Origin of the sequence: Collimonas sp. OK242, from assembly GCF_900107095.1 — a bacterium.
Classification (GTDB): domain Bacteria; phylum Pseudomonadota; class Gammaproteobacteria; order Burkholderiales; family Burkholderiaceae_D; genus Collimonas.
The window spans coordinates 44,714-65,663 of record NZ_FNOR01000013.1 but is presented as its reverse complement, the minus strand read 5'-3'; the positions used below and the strand labels follow the sequence as shown (position 1 = coordinate 65,663).

Annotated in this window: 22 protein-coding genes and 1 riboswitch; of the genes, 18 read left to right on the top strand and 4 right to left on the bottom strand. The window is 58.6% G+C overall.

What is annotated here, in order from left to right:
• The first annotated feature begins 78 nt into the window (after positions 1–78).
• Positions 79–232: riboswitch (FMN riboswitch) on the top strand.
• Positions 233–387: 155 nt separating this feature from the next.
• The gene (locus tag BLV81_RS15525) at positions 388–921 is read left to right on the top strand and encodes a 6,7-dimethyl-8-ribityllumazine synthase (RefSeq protein WP_092357854.1); all 534 of its coding nucleotides are present in this window, start codon (positions 388–390) and stop codon (positions 919–921) included.
• A gap of 67 nt (positions 922–988) precedes the next feature.
• Here the strand turns inward: BLV81_RS15525 and BLV81_RS15520 are convergent, their stop codons facing one another.
• From BLV81_RS15520 to gpmA, 4 genes are all read right to left on the bottom strand, one after another.
• On the bottom strand, positions 989–1,747 hold the full coding sequence (locus tag BLV81_RS15520) for a HesA/MoeB/ThiF family protein (RefSeq protein WP_092357852.1): 759 nt from the start codon (positions 1,745–1,747) through the stop codon (positions 989–991).
• Between the two features lie 125 nt (positions 1,748–1,872).
• Entirely contained in the window at positions 1,873–3,384 is a 1,512-nt protein-coding gene (locus BLV81_RS15515) for a S41 family peptidase (protein WP_092357850.1), read from the bottom strand.
• A 3-nt stretch (positions 3,385–3,387) separates the two neighbouring features.
• Positions 3,388–4,818 (bottom strand): murein hydrolase activator EnvC family protein, encoded by a 1,431-nt coding sequence (locus BLV81_RS15510; RefSeq protein WP_369823887.1) that lies wholly within the window; start codon positions 4,816–4,818, stop codon positions 3,388–3,390.
• Between the two features lie 95 nt (positions 4,819–4,913).
• Entirely contained in the window at positions 4,914–5,660 is a 747-nt protein-coding gene (gpmA, locus tag BLV81_RS15505) for a 2,3-diphosphoglycerate-dependent phosphoglycerate mutase (RefSeq protein ID WP_092357846.1), read from the bottom strand.
• 225 nt (positions 5,661–5,885) lie between these two features.
• Between gpmA and BLV81_RS15500 the strand changes: the two genes are divergently transcribed.
• The 17 genes from BLV81_RS15500 to BLV81_RS15420 all read left to right on the top strand — a co-directional run bounded on the left by BLV81_RS15500 (position 5,886) and on the right by BLV81_RS15420 (position 20,393).
• Positions 5,886–6,287 (top strand): rhodanese-like domain-containing protein, encoded by a 402-nt coding sequence (locus tag BLV81_RS15500; protein ID WP_092357844.1) that lies wholly within the window; start codon positions 5,886–5,888, stop codon positions 6,285–6,287.
• Positions 6,288–6,333: 46 nt separating this feature from the next.
• Entirely contained in the window at positions 6,334–6,597 is a 264-nt protein-coding gene (gene grxC / locus BLV81_RS15495; protein ID WP_092357842.1) for a glutaredoxin 3, read from the top strand.
• Positions 6,598–6,737: 140 nt separating this feature from the next.
• Positions 6,738–7,247, top strand: a complete 510-nt coding sequence (secB, locus tag BLV81_RS15490) for a protein-export chaperone SecB (protein ID WP_092357840.1) — start codon at positions 6,738–6,740, stop codon at positions 7,245–7,247.
• Positions 7,248–7,367: 120 nt separating this feature from the next.
• Positions 7,368–7,826: an SH3 domain-containing protein gene (locus BLV81_RS15485; protein ID WP_092357838.1), complete on the top strand. Its 459-nt coding sequence runs from the start codon at positions 7,368–7,370 to the stop codon at positions 7,824–7,826.
• 83 nt (positions 7,827–7,909) lie between these two features.
• Complete coding sequence (locus BLV81_RS15480; protein WP_092357836.1) at positions 7,910–8,926, top strand: NAD(P)H-dependent glycerol-3-phosphate dehydrogenase; 1,017 nt, start codon at positions 7,910–7,912, stop codon at positions 8,924–8,926.
• Between the two features lie 216 nt (positions 8,927–9,142).
• The gene (gene gspG / locus BLV81_RS15475; RefSeq protein WP_176992849.1) at positions 9,143–9,607 is read left to right on the top strand and encodes a type II secretion system major pseudopilin GspG; all 465 of its coding nucleotides are present in this window, start codon (positions 9,143–9,145) and stop codon (positions 9,605–9,607) included.
• On the top strand, positions 9,607–10,119 hold the full coding sequence (locus tag BLV81_RS15470; protein WP_255365253.1) for a GspH/FimT family pseudopilin: 513 nt from the start codon (positions 9,607–9,609) through the stop codon (positions 10,117–10,119). The genes gspG and BLV81_RS15470 overlap by 1 nt, the downstream gene beginning before the upstream one ends.
• Positions 10,120–10,536: a type II secretion system minor pseudopilin GspI gene (gene gspI, locus BLV81_RS15465; protein WP_092357832.1), complete on the top strand. Its 417-nt coding sequence runs from the start codon at positions 10,120–10,122 to the stop codon at positions 10,534–10,536.
• Positions 10,526–11,191, top strand: coding sequence for a PulJ/GspJ family protein (locus tag BLV81_RS15460; protein ID WP_255365252.1), 666 nt, complete (start codon positions 10,526–10,528; stop codon positions 11,189–11,191). The genes gspI and BLV81_RS15460 overlap by 11 nt, the downstream gene beginning before the upstream one ends.
• Positions 11,188–12,159 carry a type II secretion system minor pseudopilin GspK gene (gspK, locus tag BLV81_RS15455; protein ID WP_255365251.1) on the top strand — a complete coding sequence of 324 codons (972 nt, stop codon included), beginning with the start codon at positions 11,188–11,190 and terminating at the stop codon, positions 12,157–12,159. Before BLV81_RS15460 ends, gspK begins: the two co-directional genes overlap by 4 nt.
• A gap of 14 nt (positions 12,160–12,173) precedes the next feature.
• The gene (gene gspL / locus BLV81_RS15450) at positions 12,174–13,496 is read left to right on the top strand and encodes a type II secretion system protein GspL (RefSeq protein WP_255365250.1); all 1,323 of its coding nucleotides are present in this window, start codon (positions 12,174–12,176) and stop codon (positions 13,494–13,496) included.
• The gene (gspM, locus tag BLV81_RS15445) at positions 13,496–14,035 is read left to right on the top strand and encodes a type II secretion system protein GspM (protein WP_176992848.1); all 540 of its coding nucleotides are present in this window, start codon (positions 13,496–13,498) and stop codon (positions 14,033–14,035) included. The genes gspL and gspM overlap by 1 nt, the downstream gene beginning before the upstream one ends.
• A gap of 30 nt (positions 14,036–14,065) precedes the next feature.
• On the top strand, positions 14,066–14,842 hold the full coding sequence (locus BLV81_RS15440) for a type II secretion system protein N (RefSeq protein WP_092358034.1): 777 nt from the start codon (positions 14,066–14,068) through the stop codon (positions 14,840–14,842).
• Positions 14,839–17,127, top strand: coding sequence for a type II secretion system secretin GspD (gspD, locus tag BLV81_RS15435; protein WP_092357826.1), 2,289 nt, complete (start codon positions 14,839–14,841; stop codon positions 17,125–17,127). Before BLV81_RS15440 ends, gspD begins: the two co-directional genes overlap by 4 nt.
• A complete protein-coding gene (gspE, locus tag BLV81_RS15430) occupies positions 17,124–18,575 on the top strand; it encodes a type II secretion system ATPase GspE (RefSeq protein WP_176992846.1) in 1,452 nt (483 codons plus the stop codon). The genes gspD and gspE overlap by 4 nt, the downstream gene beginning before the upstream one ends.
• Positions 18,576–18,617: 42 nt before the next feature.
• Complete coding sequence (gene gspF, locus BLV81_RS15425; protein WP_092357822.1) at positions 18,618–19,838, top strand: type II secretion system inner membrane protein GspF; 1,221 nt, start codon at positions 18,618–18,620, stop codon at positions 19,836–19,838.
• A gap of 18 nt (positions 19,839–19,856) precedes the next feature.
• The gene (locus tag BLV81_RS15420) at positions 19,857–20,393 is read left to right on the top strand and encodes a type II secretion system protein N (protein WP_092357820.1); all 537 of its coding nucleotides are present in this window, start codon (positions 19,857–19,859) and stop codon (positions 20,391–20,393) included.
• Positions 20,394–20,950: the final 557 nt, after the last annotated feature.

Sequence of the window (20,950 nt, the reverse complement as noted above, 5' to 3'; positions counted from 1 at the left end):
TTTGGGCGGCTGCTGCAGGGCCGTCGCTTCTGTGATAAATTCTCTGCTCGCTCAAGAAAGCAAGCAGGAAATTGAGTGAAACGTTCTCAGGGCGGGGTGCGATTCCCCACCGGCGGTAATTGCGTGCAATGCGCATAGCCCGCGAGCGCTTGTTGCGGTATCCGCGGCAAGGTCAGCAGACCCGGTGCGATCCCGGGGCCGACGGTATAGTCCGGATAAAGAGAGAACAGGTTGCGATGTGCTTATGCCAGGAATTGATAAGCGTCTTCTGCCATGGCAGCGGCAGCGCCTTTGCCGTTGTTCGGCGACGCCGATGGATTCCGTATGAGTTCTCGCTTCCTTTCGATCCGACACGCCCTGTTTTATTTTCTAAACAGGAGTCTTCAAATGCAGCAGCAACACAATCAAGCAGTCGATAGATCAAAAACGCCAGGCGCCGCAGCCGGCGAGCGCATCGCTTTCATCCAGGCCGGCTGGCATCGCGACATCGTGGATCAGTGCCGGCTCGGTTTCATTGCCGAAATCGCCAAAGCCGGCTATGCCGAGCAAGACATCGATTTCTTCGAAGTCGCCGGCGCCTTCGAGATCCCCTTGCATGCCAAATTGCTGGCCAACAGCGGCCGATACGCTGCTGTCGTGGCTGCCGGGCTGGTGGTGGACGGCGGTATCTATCGCCATGAATTCGTGGCGCAGGCGGTGATCAACGGTCTGATGCAGGTACAACTTGAAACCTCGGTGCCTGTGTTGTCAGCGGTATTGACGCCGCATCATTTCCACGCCGGTGCAGAACACCAGAAATACTTCTTCGAACATTTCCTGGTGAAAGGGGCGGAAGCTGCCCGCGCTTGCGCCGACGTCATCCAGAAATTGCGGGTTCTGACGGCTGTGCAGCCGGCTGCACGGGCTTTGCATAGCGCTTGACCGTAGTTGGCATGCGGTCCCCGCGAACACGAGCGCCAAGGCGGAGCGCCAAGGTGGTGGATCCATTTCAAGCGCGATCGTGTTTTCCACATACCAGGCAAGCGGTATCGCGGGCGACGCCGATGCGGGTCCATTCCATGCTGCGCGCATCCAGCATCAGCAGGAATCCGGACAAGGAAGTGCCGATGCCCGCAATCAGCTTGAGCGCTTCCGCTGCCTGCATGCTGCCGATGATGCCGACCAGCGGCGCGAACACGCCCATGGTCGAGCAGGCTATTTCTTCGAACTCCCGGTCTGGCGGGAACAGGCAGGCATAGCAGGGTGAGCTGGCGTCGCGGGCGTCGAATACGCTGATCTGGCCGTCGAACCGGATCGCCGCACCGGAGACCAATGGCACCTGATGCGCAACACAGGTGCGGTTGATGGCCTGCCGCGTTGCGAAGTTGTCGCTGCAGTCGATGACTACATCGGCGTCGCTGATCAGCTGCGCGAGACGTGCTTCGTCAGCGCGCTCGGCTAATGCGATGACCTGGATATCAGGATTGATTTGCGTCATGGCGGTTTTGCCGGAGCTGACCTTGGGCTGGCCGACGCGCTCGCTGGTATGCAGGATTTGCCGCTGCAGATTGGTGAGGTCGACGTTGTCGTTATCCACCAGCGTGATGCGGCCGACCCCGGCCGAAGCCAGATACATCGCCACCGGCGAGCCGAGGCCGCCGGCGCCGATGATCAACGCATGCGCCGCCAGAAATTTTTCCTGGCCGTCTATGTCGATGTCGTCGAGCAGGATGTGGCGCGAATAGCGGAGTAATTGCTGGTCGTTCATAGGATGCTGTCAAATAGATAAAACTATATTCCGGAAATTTCACCGCGACGTCAGGCAAGCGCGGGAGAGCGTAACGCGGAAGCATAAAAAAGGCCGCATCGCTGCGGCCTTAGTGTGAAAAACGATTATTTTTTCTCGTTCTTCATCAGGTTCTTCTTGATGATGCCGTCCTCGGCCGGCGCTGGCTTGTCATCTTTCGTTGCTTTGTCGTCCTTGTCGGTTTCCGAGCGGATTTCCGGCTTCACCTTGGACACTTGTACCGGCAGGCCCTTCAACTGGTTCAGCGCCTGCGCCAGCTGGAAGTCGTCCTTGCTGCCGAATTCCAATGGTTTGCGTTTCTTTTCGGCTGCAGCAACGCGCTGCGCTTCTTCCAGTTCGTCGACCTTAGGCGCGGTAACTTCAGGGCTCTTGTCGGTATCGTTGCTCAGATGCTTGGTGAGGTCGGCTTCGCGCAGGCGCAGGCCGTTCAAGCCGTCACCGTCGGCATATTCATCCACCATCACATCCGGCACGATGCCTCTGGCCTGGATCGAGCGGCCGTTCGGCGTGTAGTAACGGGCGGTGGTCAGCTTGACCGCGGTGTTACGGTCCGGCGGCAAGGCGATCACCGATTGCACCGAGCCCTTGCCGAAGGTTTGCGTGCCCATGATGGTGGCGCGTTTATAGTCTTGCAAAGCGCCGGCCACGATTTCCGAGGCCGAGGCGGAGCCGGTGTTGACCAATACCACCATCGGTACTTTCTTCAGCGCTTCAGGCAGACGCGCCAGCGGGTCATTGCCGGGATTGGCGTAGTACTCGCGCTTGGCGTAGAACAAAGCCTTCGAGCTTGGCAACTGGCCGTTGGTGGTGACCACCACCGAATCCTTGGGCAGGAATGCGGCAGAAACGCCGATCGCGCCTGGCAACACGCCGCCCGGATCATTGCGCAGGTCCAGCACCAGACCCTTCAGGTTCGGTTCTTGCGCATAGATGGTGGTGATTTTCTTCGCCATGTCGTCGACCGTCGGTTCCTGGAACTGGGTCACACGCAACCAGGCGTAGCCTGGTTCTATGACTTTCGCCTTCACACTCTGGACACGGATTTCCTGGCGCATGATGCTGAAGATCAACGGCTTGTCTTCATCCTTGCGGGTGATGGTCAGGGTGATCTTGGTGTTAGGCTCGCCGCGCATGCGCTTGACCGCCTGATCCAGCGTCAAGCCCTTGACCGGGGTGGCGTCGAGGCGGGTGATCAGATCACCCGACTTGATGCCGGCGCGGTAGGCCGGCGAATCCTCGATCGGCGATACTACCTTGATGTAGCCGTCTTCCATGCCGACCTCGATCCCCAGGCCGACAAATTTGCCTTGGGTGCTCTCGCGCAACTCTTTGTATGCCTTCTTGTCCAGATAGGCGGAGTGCGGGTCGAGCGAGGCCACCATGCCGGAAATGGCTTCGGTCAGCAGTTTTTTATCGTCGGCCGGTTCGACATAATCGGACTTGATCAGACCGAAAACATCGGCCAGTTGCCGCAGCTCCTCCAGCGGCAACGGCGCTGCAGCGCTTTTCTGCGCAATCGCATCGAACTGGATGGAGGCGCCTATCCCGGCAATGACGCCTAAGCTGATCAGACCGATATTCTTGAGTTTACTGCCCATGTTTCACCTAGTAGTTACCCATCCGAGTGGGTCAAACGCACGGCCTTGATGCCGAATTTCAAAGTATAAACCTGATTGTTCATTACCGCCGCTGTTGCCGGCGCTGGCAATCACGTCGCCGGTTTTGACCGCATCTCCGGGACGTTTCAATAGTGCCTGATTATTACCGTAAATCGTCATGTACTGATTGCCATGATCAACAATGATCAGATTGCCGAAGCCGCGCAGCCAGTCGGCAAAGACTACCCGGCCGGCGGCAACCGCTTTCACTTCGCTGCCTTCCGGAGTGCGGATAAACAAGCCTTTCCAGCTCGGGCCGTCGCCTCGCTTGCTGCCAAAGCGCGCCATGACGTCGCCGCGCACCGGCAGCCTGAGCTGGCCGCGCAGGGAGTCGAACGGCTTGCCGTAGGCGCTGCCGGCTTCCGGGGTCAGTTCGTTACGGGCCGGCGGCGGCTGATCGTCGTCGATCGCATCCGGATTCGCCACTTTCGGCCCGGCCGGGATAGGTCCGGCCTGGCTAGGTCCGGCCGGGCCAGGCTTGGCCTGATTATCGGCGGCGGGCGGCTTCCTGGCCTGGTCGGCCAGCTGGCGCTGTTGCTCAAGCAGGCGCCGGCGTTCAAGCGCTGCCTGGGCCTTGGCGGCAGCTTGCGCCAGCTGTTCCTGACGCAATTTCTCGCGGGCTGCAGCCGCTGCGGCATCGGCTTTCTTTTGCGTTTCGATCAGCTGCGCCAGCTTGTCGACCAGGCCTGACAAGCGTTGATCGTCGCGTTCGATATTGCCGGCTTCCTTGCGTTGGCTGGCCAGTTTACTGGAGAGCTGGGTCAGCAAGGCAGCGCGCTTGGCCTTTTCTTTTTCCAGCAGATTCTTTTGATCGCGCTGCTCCTGGGCAATTTCGTCCAGATCATCCTTGGCATCCTGCGCTTCGGTCTGGTTGGCTTCCACTGCGGCAAGATTGGCGCGTAGCGCCTCCAGCAGCTTGACTTGCGCCTGCGATACATAACCCATGTATTGCAGATCGCGATTGATGCGGTTCGGGTTGTCGCCCGATAACAGCAGTTTGATGCGGTCTTCATTGCCGGCAACGTATTGCTGGCGCAGCAAGTTGGCTAGCTGCGTTTGCTGCATAGCCACGGTTTTGCTCAGCTCATCGTGCTGCTTCGCCAGCTTGGCCAGTTTGGCTTCGGTCTGCTGTTGTTCTGCGCCGAGATCGCGCAAAGACCGGGTGGCCTTGGAAACCGCCGCTTCGGAGTCCGCCAGGGCGTCGCTGGCGCTGTCTTTCTCGGTTTCAGTCTGGCTGATGTCGTGCTTGAGCTGATCCAGTTTTTGGCGTAAGTCGGCGCGCTGTGCTTCTGCCGCTTGCTTTTGCTTGCTGCGCTCCGTGGTCTTGGGGACGGCATTGGCTGCCGCCGGCAGCGCCGCCGACAAAAAAAGCACCGCCAGCGCCAACAGCCACGCTAATGGCGCTCGGCCAATGGCGTGACTGGATTTACTGCAGGTCAGGAGCTTCAGGAGCCTAGCCGGCGAGATATTTATTTCGCTTTCCCCTGGCTGGCGACGGCGTTCATTGCCGCTGCAATCGCTGCCTGGTCGCCAAGGTAATAGCTCTTGATCGGCTTCAGATCAGCGTCCAGTTCATAGACCAGCGGCTGGCCGTTGGGGATGTTGAGACCGACGATATCCTGGTCGCTGATGCCGTCCAGCATTTTGATCAGGGCGCGCAAGCTATTGCCGTGGGCCGAGATGATGATGCGCTTGCCGCTGCGGATGGCCGGTGCGATTTCATCGTTCCAAAATGGCAATACACGCGCTACCGTGTCTTTCAGGCATTCAGTCAGCGGGATTTCTTCGCGCTTCAAGCCGGCATAGCGCGGATCGTTATAGGAAGTGCGTGGATCGTCTGCATCCAGCGGCATCGGCGGCGTGTCGTAGCTGCGGCGCCACACCATGACCTGTTCATCGCCGTATTTGGCAGCGGTTTCCGCCTTGTTCAAGCCTTGCAGAGCGCCATAATGACGTTCGTTGAGGCGCCAGTGATGCCGGATCGGCAGCCACATCAGGTCCATTTCGTCGAGCGTGCCCCACAGGGTGCGGATGGCGCGCTTCAATACGGAAGTGTAAGCCAGGTCGAAAGTGAAACCGGCCTGTTGCAGGATCTGGCCGGCCTGGCGGGCTTCGGCCACGCCTTTTTCGGTGAGGTCGACATCGACCCAGCCGGTGAAGCGGTTCGCCAGGTTCCAGGTGGATTCGCCGTGGCGCATGAGTACGATTTTGTACATGGTAAGTTTGCAGTTTGCTAAGAGTGAGAAATCTATGAATCTATTGCCCGCCATTGGAATTCGGCCAAGAGCCCCCCATTTACGCGACTAGGAGTACGCGGCCAGAAGTGCGACTGTAAAGCAAACGCAGGGCGCAAAGGTTTTTTCGCGGGACCTGATACGAATTGAATGGCGCGTCAGCTTCTATTTTATAATGGCGGGATTAACTAATACCATTGGATCACTGTGAAATTCTTGATTGATAACATTTTTCTGTTTGCAGTAGCAATTTTGTCGGGTGGCGCGCTATTGTTGCCTTTGTTGCAAAAACGCGGCAACCGGGTCTCGGCCTTGCAGGCTACCCAGCTGATGAACCAGGGTAAAACGCTGGTGCTGGATGTCCGTGACAGCGTCGCTTTTGCCGCCGCTCACCTGATCGATGCCAAAAATATTCCCTTGAAGGACTTGCCGCAACGCATGGCTGAATTGGACAAGTTTAAAGCAAAGAACGTGTTGGTAGTGTGTCAGACCGGCAACCAGTCGGCCAAAGCCGTTGCGCTACTGGGGCAGGCCGGTTTCACTCAGGCCTATAACCTGGAAGGCGGTATCGCCGCCTGGCAGACCCAGGGTTTGCCTACCGTCAAATAATAAAGCCGGGATCCATGGCAGGATCCGGCTGGTACAAGGAACAATCATGACTGCCCATGTAGTAATGTATAGCACCGCCGTGTGCCCGTATTGCGTTCGCGCCGAGCAATTGCTGAAGGCCAAAGGCGTGGCAAATATAGAAAAGATCCGGATTGATCTCGATCCGGCGCAGCGCGACACGATGATGCAAAAGACCGGACGCCGCACGGTGCCGCAAATTTATATCGGCGAAACCCATGTCGGCGGCTTTGACGACTTGCATGCGCTCGATCGCGATGGCAAGCTTGAGCCCCTGCTGCAAAGCGCCTGATTTTCGGCCGCCGGGCTTCAGCAACTAATTTTCGTCAGTTCGCCGACGATTCAGGTATTGTTGCAGACCTAGCGACCCTAAAAACCGGCCAGATGGCAGTGTTTGTTATCTGGCTAATTTAAATTAACTGAAAGAGTGTCATGGCTGAAGAGAATCAACAAGTTGAACAACCACAACCGGTGTTCCAGATTCAACGCGTTTACCTGAAAGATTTGTCGCTTGAACAACCGAATTCGCCGGCCATTTTCCTCGAGCAAGATGCGCCGCAAATCGAAGTAGCGGTAGATGTCGGCGCTGAAGCGCTGGCCGAAGGCATTTTCGAGTCGACCGTTACGGTTACCGTCACCGCCAAGGTGAAAGACAAGGTAGCGTTCCTGGTTGAAGGCAAGCAAGCCGGTATTTTCGAGTTGCGCAACATCCCGACCGAACAACTGGATCCATTGCTCGGCATCGGCTGCCCGAACATCGTTTATCCTTATTTGCGCGCCAATCTGGCGGACGCTATCACCCGCGCTGGTTTCCCGCCTATCCACCTGGCCGAAATCAACTTTGAAGTGTTCTACCAACAACGTCTGCAAGCACTGGCCGAGCAACAGCAAAAGGGCAGCGGCGACAGCATCGCGGTTGACGGTACTACAGCGATTAATTAATTTCGCACCGCAAGCAGGGTGGATCGGCGGTGTTTTGCCTTGCCTGGCGCCACATGGATGGCGGCGGACACGAGCGGCGCGCTCCACCCTGGAAGTTTTACCGCAACTGGAGAGCAATAGATGAATTTTGCACGCGTAGCGGGATCCACCGCTTTGTTGCTGGCAAGCTTGCTCGGTGTCGCCGGTTCCGCCCAAGCACTTGACTTCAAGTCGGTCGGTGCGGCGCCGGTGGTGCTCTACGATGCGCCATCTGAAAAAGGCCGGCGGGTAGCGCTTGCCCCGCGCGGCATGCCGGTCGAAGTAGTGTTGACTTACGGCGAATGGACCAAGGTGCGCGACGCCAGCGGCGATTTGTCGTGGTTGCAGTCCAAGGGCCTGGTCGCCAAGCGCAATCTGCAGGTCAGCGTCGCCAACGCCAAGATCAGGACTAATCCGGACGATGCAGCAGCCGTCGCATTTACTGCCGACAAGGGTGTGCTGCTGGAACTGCTTGATCCGGTGGCGTCCGGCTGGGCCAAGGTACGTCATCGCGATGGCCAGACCGGCTATGTGAAGGCGGCCGAGGTATGGGGCGACTGAATTTTGCTTCGCCGATTTTAGTTTTACCCGATTGATAGCCGCCCGTGTCCTCTGAATCTACCATCCCTTCCATGCATCCATCCATGAGTGTCACCGTACTCGGCGCCGGCGCCTGGGGTACCGCGCTGGCGATTGCATTGGCCCGGCGCCACAATGTGCTGCTATGGGGACGTAATCCGGAGACTATGGCGGCGGTAGCTGCGCAGCGCGAAAATACAGCCTACCTCCCCGGTTTTGCCTTGCCTGACACGCTGACTGTCAGCGCCGATTTTGCGCAGGCAATCGCGCACGTGACTACCGATGCCAAGGCGAGCCAGAGGGAGGCATTGCTGATTGTCGCTTCTTCAGTTGCGGGTTTGCGCGAACTGGCCCAGCAGCTGCAGGCTTTCCCTATTCCCAATATCGTCTGGCTGTGCAAGGGTTTCGAAGAAAACACCCGTTTGCTGCCGCATCAGATTGTGCGCCAGGTGCTGGGTGATGCGATTCCGGCAGCGGCGTTGTCCGGTCCGTCTTTTGCGCAGGAAGTCGCACGCGGCTTGCCTTGCGCCTTGTCGGTGGCCAGTGTCCATGCGGGCTTGTGCGAGCAGGTGGTGGCAGCGGTTCACGGCGGGAATATCCGCGTCTATTCGACCGACGACCTGGTCGGCGTCGAAGTCGGCGGTGCGGTCAAGAATATCCTGGCGATCGCCACCGGCGTCGCCGACGGTCTCGGCCTCGGCTTAAATGCGCGCGCAGCCTTGATTACCCGCGGCCTGGCAGAAATTACGCGGCTTGGCGTCGCACTGGGCGGCCGTAGCGAAACCTTCATGGGCTTATCCGGCGTCGGCGATTTGATCTTGACCTGTACCGGCGATCTGTCGCGCAATCGCAGGGTAGGGCTAGGCCTGGCGCAAGGCAAACCGCTGGCATCCATCGTGACCGAACTCGGCCATGTCGCCGAAGGCGTGCGTTGTGCGGCCGCCGTGCGCGCCTTGGCGCAGGAGTGCGGGGTTGAGATGCCGATCACTAACGCGGTGGCCGGAGTCTTGTTCGACGGCGATTCGGTGCGGACGGTGATGGAACTGCTGTTATCGCGCAATCCGCGTGAAGAGGCTGTCTGAATCATCCGCTGGGCCGACGCTGTCTACGAATTAAGCACGACGATGCAATGTCGTCCTGCGTATTTGAGTAGTATCATTTCTTTGTGTCAGGCCGGTGACAAAACCCGGATGGATACGCCAAACGGAATTAAGTGTATTTATCATGCTTGTAAGCAAGGATTGCGGCATATAATCGCCCTTTCCAAACATGCTCATGGTTTTTTGATAAGGAAAGAAATGCATAGCACTATGTTCCCTGCCGTTCGACGCCGCTCCACGCTTGCCGTGCAACGCGGATTCACGCTGATTGAAATCATGGTGGTGGTGGTGATCATGGGGATTCTGGCTGCTTTGGTCGTGCCCAAGCTGATGGGGCGTACCGACGATGCGCGGATTCAAGCGGCACGCCAGGACATCGGCACTTTGATGCAAGCGCTCAAGCTCTACAAACTGGACAACCAGCGTTACCCGACCACCGAACAAGGTCTGCAGGCGCTGGTCAGCAAACCGACCAGCGGCCCGGCCGCCAATGGCTGGAAAAGCGGTGGCTATATCGACAAACTGCCCAAAGATCCTTGGGGCAGTCCCTATCAATACCTGTCGCCTGGCATCAAGGGCGAAGTGGACGTATTCTCATATGGTGCAGATGGTCAGCCGGGCGGTGAAGGCAACGACGCCGACATCGGCTCGTGGAGTCTGTAATGTTTGCAATGGCGCATCGCAAATTGCGCCAGTTCAAAGCCGCTACCGTTACGCGCAATGGTTTTACGCTGCTGGAGTTGCTGGTAGTGATAGTCATTGCCGGCATCACCCTGGGCGTTGTCTCGCTCAACGCTTTCCATAGCGATCGCCAGGTAATACAGAACGATGCGCAACGGATCGCCTTGCTGCTGCAATTGACGCGTGAGGAAGCCATCTTGCGCAATCGTCCTACCGCTTTCGAAGCCGACGCCAATAGCTACCGTTTCCTGGTGCGTGAAGAAAACGGCTGGCAGCCTTTGGCCCAGGACGACATGTTGCGGCAACGTGATTTCAAGCGGGCGCCGATGCAGCTTGCCATGAGTCCGGAGCCGACCGAGACGGCAGCACCGAATACGCTGCGCATTACATTCGGCCGCGAGCCGGTCGACAAACCATTTGCGCTAACCTTGGCCAACGGCGACGACAGCGTCATCATTCGCGCCGACGGCATCGGTCATTTCTCGGTCGAATAAATGTCTATCCTGCGCGTGCTTCCCGGCCGTCGTCATGTTCGTCCTCATGCTAGCCATGATGCCGGTTTCACCCTGCTGGAAGTGCTGGTGGCGCTGGTCATTGTAGGCACCGCGCTGGGCGCCAGCTTGCGGGCGGTCGGCAGCCTGACGCAAAACAGCAACGGCTTGCGCGCCGCCATGATGGCGACCTGGTCGGCAGAAAACCGGCTGACGCAAATCCGTCTCGGGCATGAATGGCCGGTGATCGGCGATCGTTCCTTCGAATGCCCGCAAGGCGACTTGCCTTTGCATTGCGAAGAACATGTATCCGGTACGCCCAACCCCTACTTTCGGCGGGTTGAGGTATCGGTGTTCGATAACGCTGATTCGGAGCGACGCATAGTCAACCTGTCGCAGGTGGTGCCGAATGCGCGCTAGCAGCATGCCCGGAAAAAATGCGTCCGGGTTTACCCTGGTCGAAATGATTATCGCGATCACCATCCTGGCGATGGTGGCGATACTCGGCTGGCGCGGCCTTGACGGCATTGTACGGTCGCGCGTTGCGTTGACCAGCGAAATGGAGCAAACGCGCGGCATGCAATTGACGTTTGCGCAACTGCAAAGCGATTGCGCGCAAATCGCGCCCATCAGCCTGATGTCGGCACGTCCCACCCTGCTGGCGACAGCGGGCCGCCTGTTGATGGTGCGGCTGGTGTTTGCGGAGCAGCAGCCGACGCGCGTCCAGATAGTCGATTACCGTTTACGCAACGGCCAGCTAAGGCGGCAGGAATCGGCGCCGACGCGCGACCTGAAGGTGCTCGATGCCATGTGGCAGAGCGCCATCGATGACTCTGCTGACGGCAGCGCCAATAGCCAGTCGGTGCTGTTGCAATCCGATATCGGCAGCATGCAGATGCAATTGTGGGGCAGCGATGGCCAAGGCTGGCGGCCGTCAGCCGCCGCCGCGGCCGGCAGCCAGGACACCAGCAGCGTCAACACCAACGCCAACCATTGGACCGGCTTGCAAGTTGCCTTGCAACTGCGCGGCCACGACAGCACCATGGTCAAGACTTTCCTGTTGGGGGCGTCATGAGCAAACCGCTGCGGATGCGATGCGCGCAGCGCGGTGTCGCGGTGGTGACGGCCTTGCTGCTGACGACATTGGCGGTAACCATCGTCGCCAGCTTGTTTTGGCAACAGCAAGTGCAGGTACGTTCGATTGAGAACCAGCGCCTGCAATTGCAGAAAGACTGGATCATGCGCGGGGCGCTGGATTGGGCCAGCATGATCTTGCGCGCCAGCGCCAGGCAGTTCAACTATGACCACCTGGGCCAGCCGTGGGCCACGCCCCTGGCTGACACTCGCCTCGATCAATATGCCGAAAATGGACCATCTGCCGGCGACGCCGGTGACGCCATCCTTTCCGGCAGCATTATCGATGCCCAGTCGCGCTACAACCTGAATAACCTGAGTCTCAATGGCCAACCGGTTGCGGATGAGGTGGCAGGGTTCAAACGCCTGCTGGGTTATTTGCGGCTGCCGACCAGCCTGGCCACGGCCGTCGCCCAAGCCATCGCCGACAGTCAACCCGTCACTGCTCCCGCCGGACAGCAGACTGCAGCCAAGTCCGGCAGCGGCACTTTGCCTATGCTGCAAGTGGACGACTTGCTGGCGGTGCCTGGCATTACGCCGGATATCGTACGTAAATTGCAAGATTATGTCGTGGTTCTGCCTCCGACCGGTGCCGCTACCCCGATCAATGCCAATACAGCATCAGCGGAAGTGCTGGCTGCCTGTTTCGACAATTTATCGTTGGCCGAGGCCAATACGGTGATAGAGATGCGGCGTACGGCTCCATTTCGGGACAATGTGCAGATGCGGATGGGAGAGCGGCTGAACAAAACATTCTCGCCAACTGCAAAAATAGGACCAGCCAGCAACTTTTTTTTGGTGTACGGCAAGATTCGCATGGGGCGCGCAGCCCTTAATACCGTATCCTTGATACGACGCCCCGCCAACAACCGTGCTAGCAGCGAAATCGTGTGGATTAGAGAACAATAAATGGAAGACGCGTTTTGAGTACCTTATTTATTCGCTTACCCGCCAGGGCCACGCTCGATAGCGCGGCGGCGGTCGCCATGCCCGATTGCCGCTTCGCGCTGGTTGCCGATAGCGGCCGCATTGAACGGCAGGGAGTTGAACAATTATCCGGCTTGGCGGAAGCCATCGCCGCTGCCGCGCGTGTGGTGTTGATACTGGCCGCTGCCGACGTCAATTTGTTGCAACTGCATGTGCCGCCGCTATCCGACGCCAAGCTGAAAATGGCGTTGCCGAATCTGGTGGAAGAACAACTGCTGGTCGATCCTTTCGACTGCGTGATCGTCGTCGGCCGCAAGCGCAATGGTGCCGCCGGCGGTGGTGTTGCGCAGGCTGCGGATAAGGTTGCAAATAAGCTACGCCTGATCGCAGTGGTGCAAAGAGACTGGCTGGAGTTGCTGGTGAAAACCCTGCTGGCGCTGGGCGCCCGCAATCTGCAAGCATGGCCGGCCCAGCTGTGCCTGCCCTTGGGGGTGCCGGATACGGCAGTCGCCGCCATTACCGATCACGGCGGCGATATCGATGTCGCATTGCGCATCGCCGCAGAGCAGGGCATAGGCTGGTCTTTATCGCCGGCTTCGGGACAGTCGGTAGCGCAGGAGGTGCTGGACAGCATCGCGGCGATCCTGCCGCAGCAGCCAATCACCCTGTACGTGCCGCAATCCAGCCTGGCGCTATATCAAGACCTTCAGGACCTTGAGCAAGGGCAAGGAAAAATCACGGTGCTGGCCGACGACTGGTCGCACTGGATTGCCGGCGCAGAGGAACTGCCGCGTAGTGGCATGGATTTGATGAACGGCCTGACAGCAAGCGCGGCCGGCACCGAGTTCAGCTGGCGCCGTTGGCGCTGGCCGCTGGGATTGGCGGCGGCTTTGTTGCTGGTGAATGTGCTTAGCCTGAATTACGACTGGTTGCGCATGCGGCACGAAGCCGCCAGCCTGCGCGCCGGCATGATGCAAGGCTATCGTGCGGCCTTCCCGAAAGAAACCGTGATCATCGATCCGATCGCCCAGGCCAGGCAAAAAATCGCTGCCGCACAACGCGATGGCGGCCAGCTTGCGGCCGATGATTTCCTGGCGCTGTCAGCTGCCTTCGGCGCAGCCTGGGCCGGATCGCCGCAGAGTGCCGACAGCACGGCAATCAGCAGCCTGGAATATCGCGACCACCATTTGCTGGTGCGTTTGAAAAATGCCGCCGATGCCGACGGGGCGGAAGCGCAAGTCAAGAGTGCGCTGGAGAGCAGTCAATTAACGCTGAGCAAGCCGGCTACCGGCGTATGGCAAATCGGGAGCCGAAAGTAATGTCGACAAGTAATCCGATACAGCAAACCTGGCAAAAAATCAGCACGCCGGCCAGCCTCTATTGGGCGCAGAGGAACCAGCGCGAACGGCGCTTGCTGGCTGCCGCCGGAGCATTGATGTTGAGCGCCGCGATTTATCTGCTCTTGCTGGATCCGGCGCTGAGCGGGCGTGCTCGCTTGCAAAAGGACTTGCCGGCGCTGCGCCAGCAAGCCGCCGAATTGCAAGCCCTGACGGCCAAGGCAATCTCGCTGTCTGGCCAGCAGGCCGGGCGGCCAGCCTCGCAACTCAGCAAAGAGGCGGTTGAGACAGCATTGAAAAGCAAGGGTTTGACCCCGCAAAGCGTGGTGCTCAGCGGCGATATGGCGAAGGTTCAATTGTCGGCGGTGGCGTTCGCCGGTTTGCTAGACTGGCTCGACGATGCTCAAAAAAACGCGCATTGGCAAGTCGTGGACGCCAACGTCAGTGCAGCGGGCGGAGCGAACGCGCAACCGGGTGTTGTGAATGCCACGGTCACCTTGTGGCAGCAAAAGCATGAGTAATCGCCGGATGCGGGAAATTTGATGCGCGGTTTGAGCAGAGTATTGATGTGGGCGGCAACGGCGCTCTTGAGCGTGCTGATCACAATCTCGGCTTTTTTGCCGGCTGCGTGGCTGGCGCCGCTGGTGGAAAGTCGTACCGGCGGCAGGCTCACGCTGGGCGATGCGCAAGGCTCGTTGTGGCGAGGTTCGGCCTTTATCGGGGCCGCGCCAAGCGGCAAAGATGCGGTGACGGCTTTATTGCCGGGGCGGTTTGCCTGGCGCCTGTCGCCGCTGGTGTTAGTAGGGCGGGTCGAGGCGACAATGGAGAACGCGGAAGCGCTGTCGAACGTGGTCAGTATTCGCGGCAGCTGGAGTACATGGACCATCAGTCCGTCCAGCATGGCTTTGCCGGCTGAGCGTTTGGCGGCGCTGGGTGCGCCCTTGAACACCTTGCAGCCGTCGGGCCAGATGAAGCTGGGCTGGCAGCAATTGACGCTGGCTCGCAACGGCGGCGGCGTCGATTTAAGCGGTGTCATGACACTCGACCTGCTAGCGATGGCGTCGCGCTTGTCGCCGGTCAAGCCGCTCGGCAGTTATCGCATGCGGTTCGACTGGCAGGGGCGCCTGGCGACCCTGACGCTGGCGACGCTGGACGGGGCGATGCTGTTGAACGGTAGCGGCAGATTGCAAGACGGTCACTTACAGTTTTCGGGTACTGCGGAAGCGGCGGCGGGGCAAGAGGAAAAGTTGGCGACTTTACTGAGTTTACTCGGGCAACGGCGTCAGATGAATGGCAGAAATATTATCGGACTAGAGTTCAAATCATGAAAGATAAAATGTATTTCGCACTACTTTCAAGCACAAGCAACTGGCGCGGCGCTGCGGCCATCGCCCTGCTGACCTGCGCTACTGCCGTTGCAGGACAGCCGATACAGCCGGTGCCGGGAAGCGGCAACAATGCCGCTGGCGGCATGAGCGACCAGGCCGTGATGAATTTCGTCGGCGCCGACATCGAATCCGTGATCAAGGCCGTCGGCCAGTACACCAATACCACTTTCATCGTTGATCCGCGCGTCAAGGGTAGCATCAACCTGGTTTCGGAAAAGCCGTTGAGTAAATCCCAGGCTTTCGATTTGCTGGCCTCGACCTTGCGTTTGCAAGGGTATGCGGTAGTACGCGGCGACGGTTTCGTCAAAGTGGTGCCGGAAGCGGACGCCAAACTGCAGGTGGCGCCGACCCGGCCGGCCAGCGTCAGGGGAGATCAGATTGCAACCCAGATCTTTTCGCTGAACTACGAATCGGCTACCAATATCCTGCCGGTATTGCGGCCGTTGATTTCGCCTAACAACACCATCAATGCCAACCCCGGCAATAACACGCTGGTGGTGACCGACTACGCGGAAAATCTGCAGCGTCTGGGAAAAATGATTGCCGCCCTCGACGTGCCGGCGGTCAGCGATCTGGATGTGATCCCGGTACGGTATGCGGTGGCCAGCGATATTGCGGTGATGGCGAGCAAATTACTCGATTCCGGCTCCGGCGCACCCGGCGCCGGTGACGGTGCCCGCACCATGATCATGGCCGACTCCAGGACCAATTCAGTAGTTATCCGGGCGCCGTCCGTAGGACGGGCAAACCTGGCCAAGTCGCTGATCGCCAAGCTCGATCAGCCGACCGCCAGCGCCGGCAATGTGCATGTGGTTTATCTGAAAAACGCCGACGCCGGCAAGCTGGCTAAAACCTTGCGCGCGATTGTGTCGCAGGATGCTTCGGCCCCAGTCTCCAGCCAATCCAGCAAGAGTTCCAGCGGCGGTTCCGGCGGCATGCTGCAAGGTTCGGGCACTGGCGGAGCGCTCAACACCGGGAATTCGACCGCGCCGACTTCGCCGTCGCCGTCTTCCGATGCGTCATCTCAGACTGGCGGCAGCGGTAGCGGTGCCGCGGGCTTTATCCAGGCAGACGAATCCACCAATACCCTGATCATTACCGCCAGCGAACCGGTATACCGCAATATTCGTGGAGTGATCGACCAGCTCGACACACGTCGCGCCCAGGTGTATGTGGAGGCCCTGATCGTCGAAGTCACGGATAGTGCAGCCAGCGAGATCGGCGTGCAGTGGCTGGCCTTGAGCGGAGATAAAAACAGCAATTACCGGGTTGGCGGCGGCACCGGATTCACTGGCACCAGCACTGGGATTGTTGGCAATAATCTGTTCAACACGGCAATCGGCCAGGCCGTCAATACCGGAACTACCGCCACCTTGCCAAATGTCGGGAGCGGCCTGCAGTTAGGTATATTTCGCCAGATTGCCGGCAAAATCGGCTTGGGCGCTCTAGCCAGCGCCTTGAATTCCACCACTGGCAGCAATGTGCTGTCCATGCCGAATTTGCTGACCTTGGACAATGAGGAAGCCAAGATCATCGTTGGCCAAAACGTACCTTTTGTCACGGGTTCCACCTTGACCACCGGCGCCGGCACCAGCAGTCCGTTTACCACCATCGATCGCAAGGACGTCGGTACTGCATTGAAGATAAAGCCGCATATTTCAGAGGGCGGTACGGTCCGTCTGGAAATTTCGCAAGAGGTATCTGCGGTAGTTGCGAGCACTTCCGGCAATACCAACGGCCCGACGACGACCAAACGTTCCTTGGATACGAATGTCGTGATTGATGATGGCGAGATCATCGCTTTGGGCGGCTTGATTGGCGATAACAACCAGGGTGGCGTGCAAAAAGTGCCGCTGCTGGGCGATTTGCCGTTTATTGGTAATTTCTTTAAATACCAGACCGGGTCCCGCGAGAAAACCAATCTGATGATATTTTTGCGTCCGATTATTGTTCGCGACAAAGAGACCAGCAATCTGTTAGCCGTAGATCGCTATGATTACATGCGCAAGCAACAGATTAAAGTGCAGCCAGGCAGCAGCATCCTGACCGATTTCGGCTCATCGGTAACCAGCAAGCTGGAAGATGGCGGCCCTTTCATCGACTTGCGCAAGCAGCAAAATGCGCCTGACGGACAACATCAGCCTGCTCCAGAGCAGCCGCAGTTGCTGATGCCGAAACCCGTGGCCGCGCCGGCTCCAGGCTTTGTGAATGACAGAGCGCCATGAACGACCCCAGAATGACTGACACGCGTCTGTTGCCTTACGCTTTTGCCCGCAATTTTTCATTGCTGGCGCAGCGTACCGAGGATGGCAAAGGCGCTGACAATGCGGTGGAACTGTGGATTTCCGAAGCCACTCAGCCTAGCGCTATTGCCGAAGTCAGCCGCCGTTTTGGCCGCGTCAAATTCCGTAAACTGTCGCGCGATGAACTGGACGAGGCGATTGCCAAAGCCTATGCCGGCGCCGGCGGCGATGCCGCGCAAGTGGTGGACGAATTTGAATCCGACCTCGATTTCGCCAAGCTGATGCAAGACATGCCCGCGATCGAGGATCTGCTGGAATCGTCGGATGATGCGCCAGTGATCCGCATGATCAATGTATTGCTGACCCAGGCTTTACGCGAGGGCGCTTCGGACATCCATATCGAACCGTTCGAGCAGATTTCGGTGGTGCGTTTTCGCATCGACGGCAGTTTGCGCGATGTGGTGCGGCCCAAGAAAGCCGTCCATGCCTCGCTGATTTCCCGTATCAAGATCATGGCGCAACTGGATATCGCCGAAAAGCGCTTGCCGCAGGATGGCCGCATCACTTTGCGCGTCGGCGGCAAACCGGTAGATGTGCGGGTCTCGACCCTGCCTACCGGTCATGGCGAACGCGCCGTGTTGCGGCTGCTGGACAAGGAAGCCGGCCGGCTCGATCTGCAGCATCTCGGCATGAGTCCTGCGGTGTTGCCGCAGTTCGATCGCCTGATCGCACAGCCGCATGGCATCGTGCTGGTCACCGGGCCGACCGGTTCCGGCAAGACCACCACCTTATACGCTGCGCTGTCGCGCTTGAATACCAGCAGCACCAATATCCTGACGGTGGAAGATCCGATCGAATACGAACTCGCCGGGGTTGGTCAGACCCAGGTCAATGCGCGCATCGACATGACATTTGCCAAAGCCTTGCGGGCGATTTTGCGGCAGGATCCGGATGTCATCATGATCGGTGAAATCCGCGATCTGGAAACCGCCCAGATTGCCGTGCAGGCGTCGCTGACCGGGCATCTGGTGCTGGCGACCTTGCATACCAACGATTCTGCCGCAGCAGTGACCCGATTGCTGGACATGGGAATCGAGCCATTCCTGTTGTCGTCGTCCCTGTTGGGTGTGGTGGCGCAGCGCCTGGTCCGCAAACTGTGTACTCATTGCCGCCGCCATGACGGCCAGCTGTGGCATGCGGTCGGTTGCGAGCAATGCGGCCATACCGGCTATCAAGGCCGGGTCGGTGTCTATGAGTTGTTGCTGACGACCGATGAAATTGCCGCACAGATCCACAACCGGGCGTCGGAAGCCGAGATACAGCAGGTGGCGCAGCGCAATGGCATGCTCACCATGCGCCAGGATGGCGAACGCTGGCTGACGGAGGGCGTTACTACCCAGGCCGAGCTGTTGCGGGTCACCAAGGAATAGCTAAAGAATCACCGAGGAATAAGCGAACAGTAGAGGAGCAGCGTGCCAGCATTTCGTTACGAAGCGGTAGATACCGCCGGCAGCACCACCAAGGGCGTGGTGAATGCGGACAGCGCCAAGATGGCGCGTGCCGAGCTGCGCGCCCAAGGTTTGCTGCCGCTGACGGTGGAAGCGATTGCGCAGCAGGTGGATGCTGCCGGCAACTTGAAACGGCGCGGCTTTGGCGAACATCTGTCGACGGTAGAGATCGCCTTGTTCACGCGTCAGCTAGCCAGCTTGCTGGAAGCCAGCCTGCCGCTGGAGCAAGCCTTGACGGCGCTGCTGGAACAATCCGAACGCAGTTACCAGCGCGACCTGATCGCATCGATCCGATCCGACGTGATGGGCGGCGCCTCGCTATCCACCGCGCTGGCCGCGCATCCGCGCGATTTCGCCGAAATCTATCGGGCGCTGGTGGCTTCGGGCGAGCAGATCGGCCAGTTGTCGCGCGTGCTGTCGCGGCTGGCCGACTACATCGAGCGGCGCAACTCGCTGGTGCAAAAAGTGAAGCTGGCATTCACTTATCCGGCGATCGTGACCGTGGTGGCGTTTGTGATCGTCATCTTCCTGCTGACCTACGTGGTGCCACAGATCGTTTCAGTCTTCGCCAACACCAAGCAGAAACTGCCGATGCTGACGGTGATGATGCTGGCCACTTCCGATTTCGTCCGCAATTATGGCTGGATGGTCCTGCTGGCGGTGATCGCACTGTTTTACGGCTGGCGCACGGCGCTGAAAAATCCCGCCACCAAGATGCGCTGGCATACCTGGCTGCTGAGTGCGCCGCTGTATGGCAAATTCGAACGCAGCTTGAATACTGCGCGCTTCGCCAGTACGCTGGCGATTACTACCGGCTCCGGCGTACCGATTTTGAAAGCGCTGCAAACCAGCCGCGATACCTTGTCCAACGTCGCCATGCGGCAGCAGGTCGATACCGCCGCCACCAGCGTGCGCGAAGGTGTCGGCCTGGCGCGCGCGCTGGCGGCCCACAAACATTTCCCGCCGATGCTGATTCACATGATACGGGCCGGTGAGGTGACCGGTGAATTGCCAGCCATGCTGGAGCGTGCAGCCAGCGCCCAGGAACAGGATCTGGAAAGGCGCGCGATGACCATTGCCGGTTTGCTGGAACCGGCCCTGATTCTGGCGATGGGGGTGGTGGTGCTGCTGATCGTGCTGGCAGTGCTGATGCCCATTATTGAAATCAACCAGTTAGTGCGCTAGGACAAAGTTAGGAAAAACGTGAATCTACCATTAACTAAAAAACTGGGACGGCAAAGCAAACGTCTGCCGGAATTTCTCAGCCTGCTGCTGTTCATGCTGTTGTGCGCCTGCACGGCATACTGGGTGATGCAGCTGATCAAGCCGCCACTGCGTGCAGTGACAGCGCCGCCGCAAGCAGAGCAAGCGCAGGTCGATGTCTCCCTGGCGGCAGGTTTGTTCGGCGGCCGCGGCACGGTTACGGTTGCCAGCAATTATCAGCTGTTGGGTGTGGTGGCCGCAAAAAAAGACGAGGACAGCGTGGCGATCCTGAGCGCCGACGGCAAGCCGGCGCAGGCGGTGCGGCAGAGTAAGGAATTACTGCCGGGAACCAGCGTCAAGGAAGTGCACGCCACCTATGTCTTGCTGTCTGAGGGTGGGGTTTTGAAGCGCGTGATGCTGCCGGAAGATGCGCGTTCCAAGTCGGGAATGGCCAGCCCCGCGCCGATACAGGCGCCGGGCGCTCCTAATCAGGATTTGCCGCCGGAACAACCGGCGGTGCCGGTGCAGGACAAGTAAGGCAAGTAGGATGGGCACTTGTGCCCACGCGTGAAGTCAAATTTCCTATGCCGATTATCTCGGTGGTACATGGGAAAAAATATCTATCTTATTCAACTGGGTTGGCTCAGTTCGAAGCAAATTTTCCGGCCACTCCATTTCTTGAAATCAGATCAAAGGAAAATCCGCAAGGACTTGGGTCGCGTCAGAGAACGCGTACAGTTCAATGAGGCAAGAGTGTATGTCGACCTCTTTCAGCATGCTTACCCTGTACTGTTCATATAATGCAGAGATATAACTTACGCTTCATGGTTGAATTCATGCGTCTGTTAATCGTCATCCTTTGATTTCGGGAGCGGGAAGTTACATGCTTCTTTAAAGTCAAGAAAACCCCTATTTAAAAATAAAGATCTAGATCGCATACTGAGCTCGGTCCTGTCATTTTCTAGGGGAACAGTGTGCATCACATATCACTCGTATGGTTCATAGCATGCGCAATGTTGACGTGCTCCCACGTCATCGCTCAATCATGTAGCCTCCAACTCAAGTTTACCTCGCAAGCAGATAACAGTGTTTTG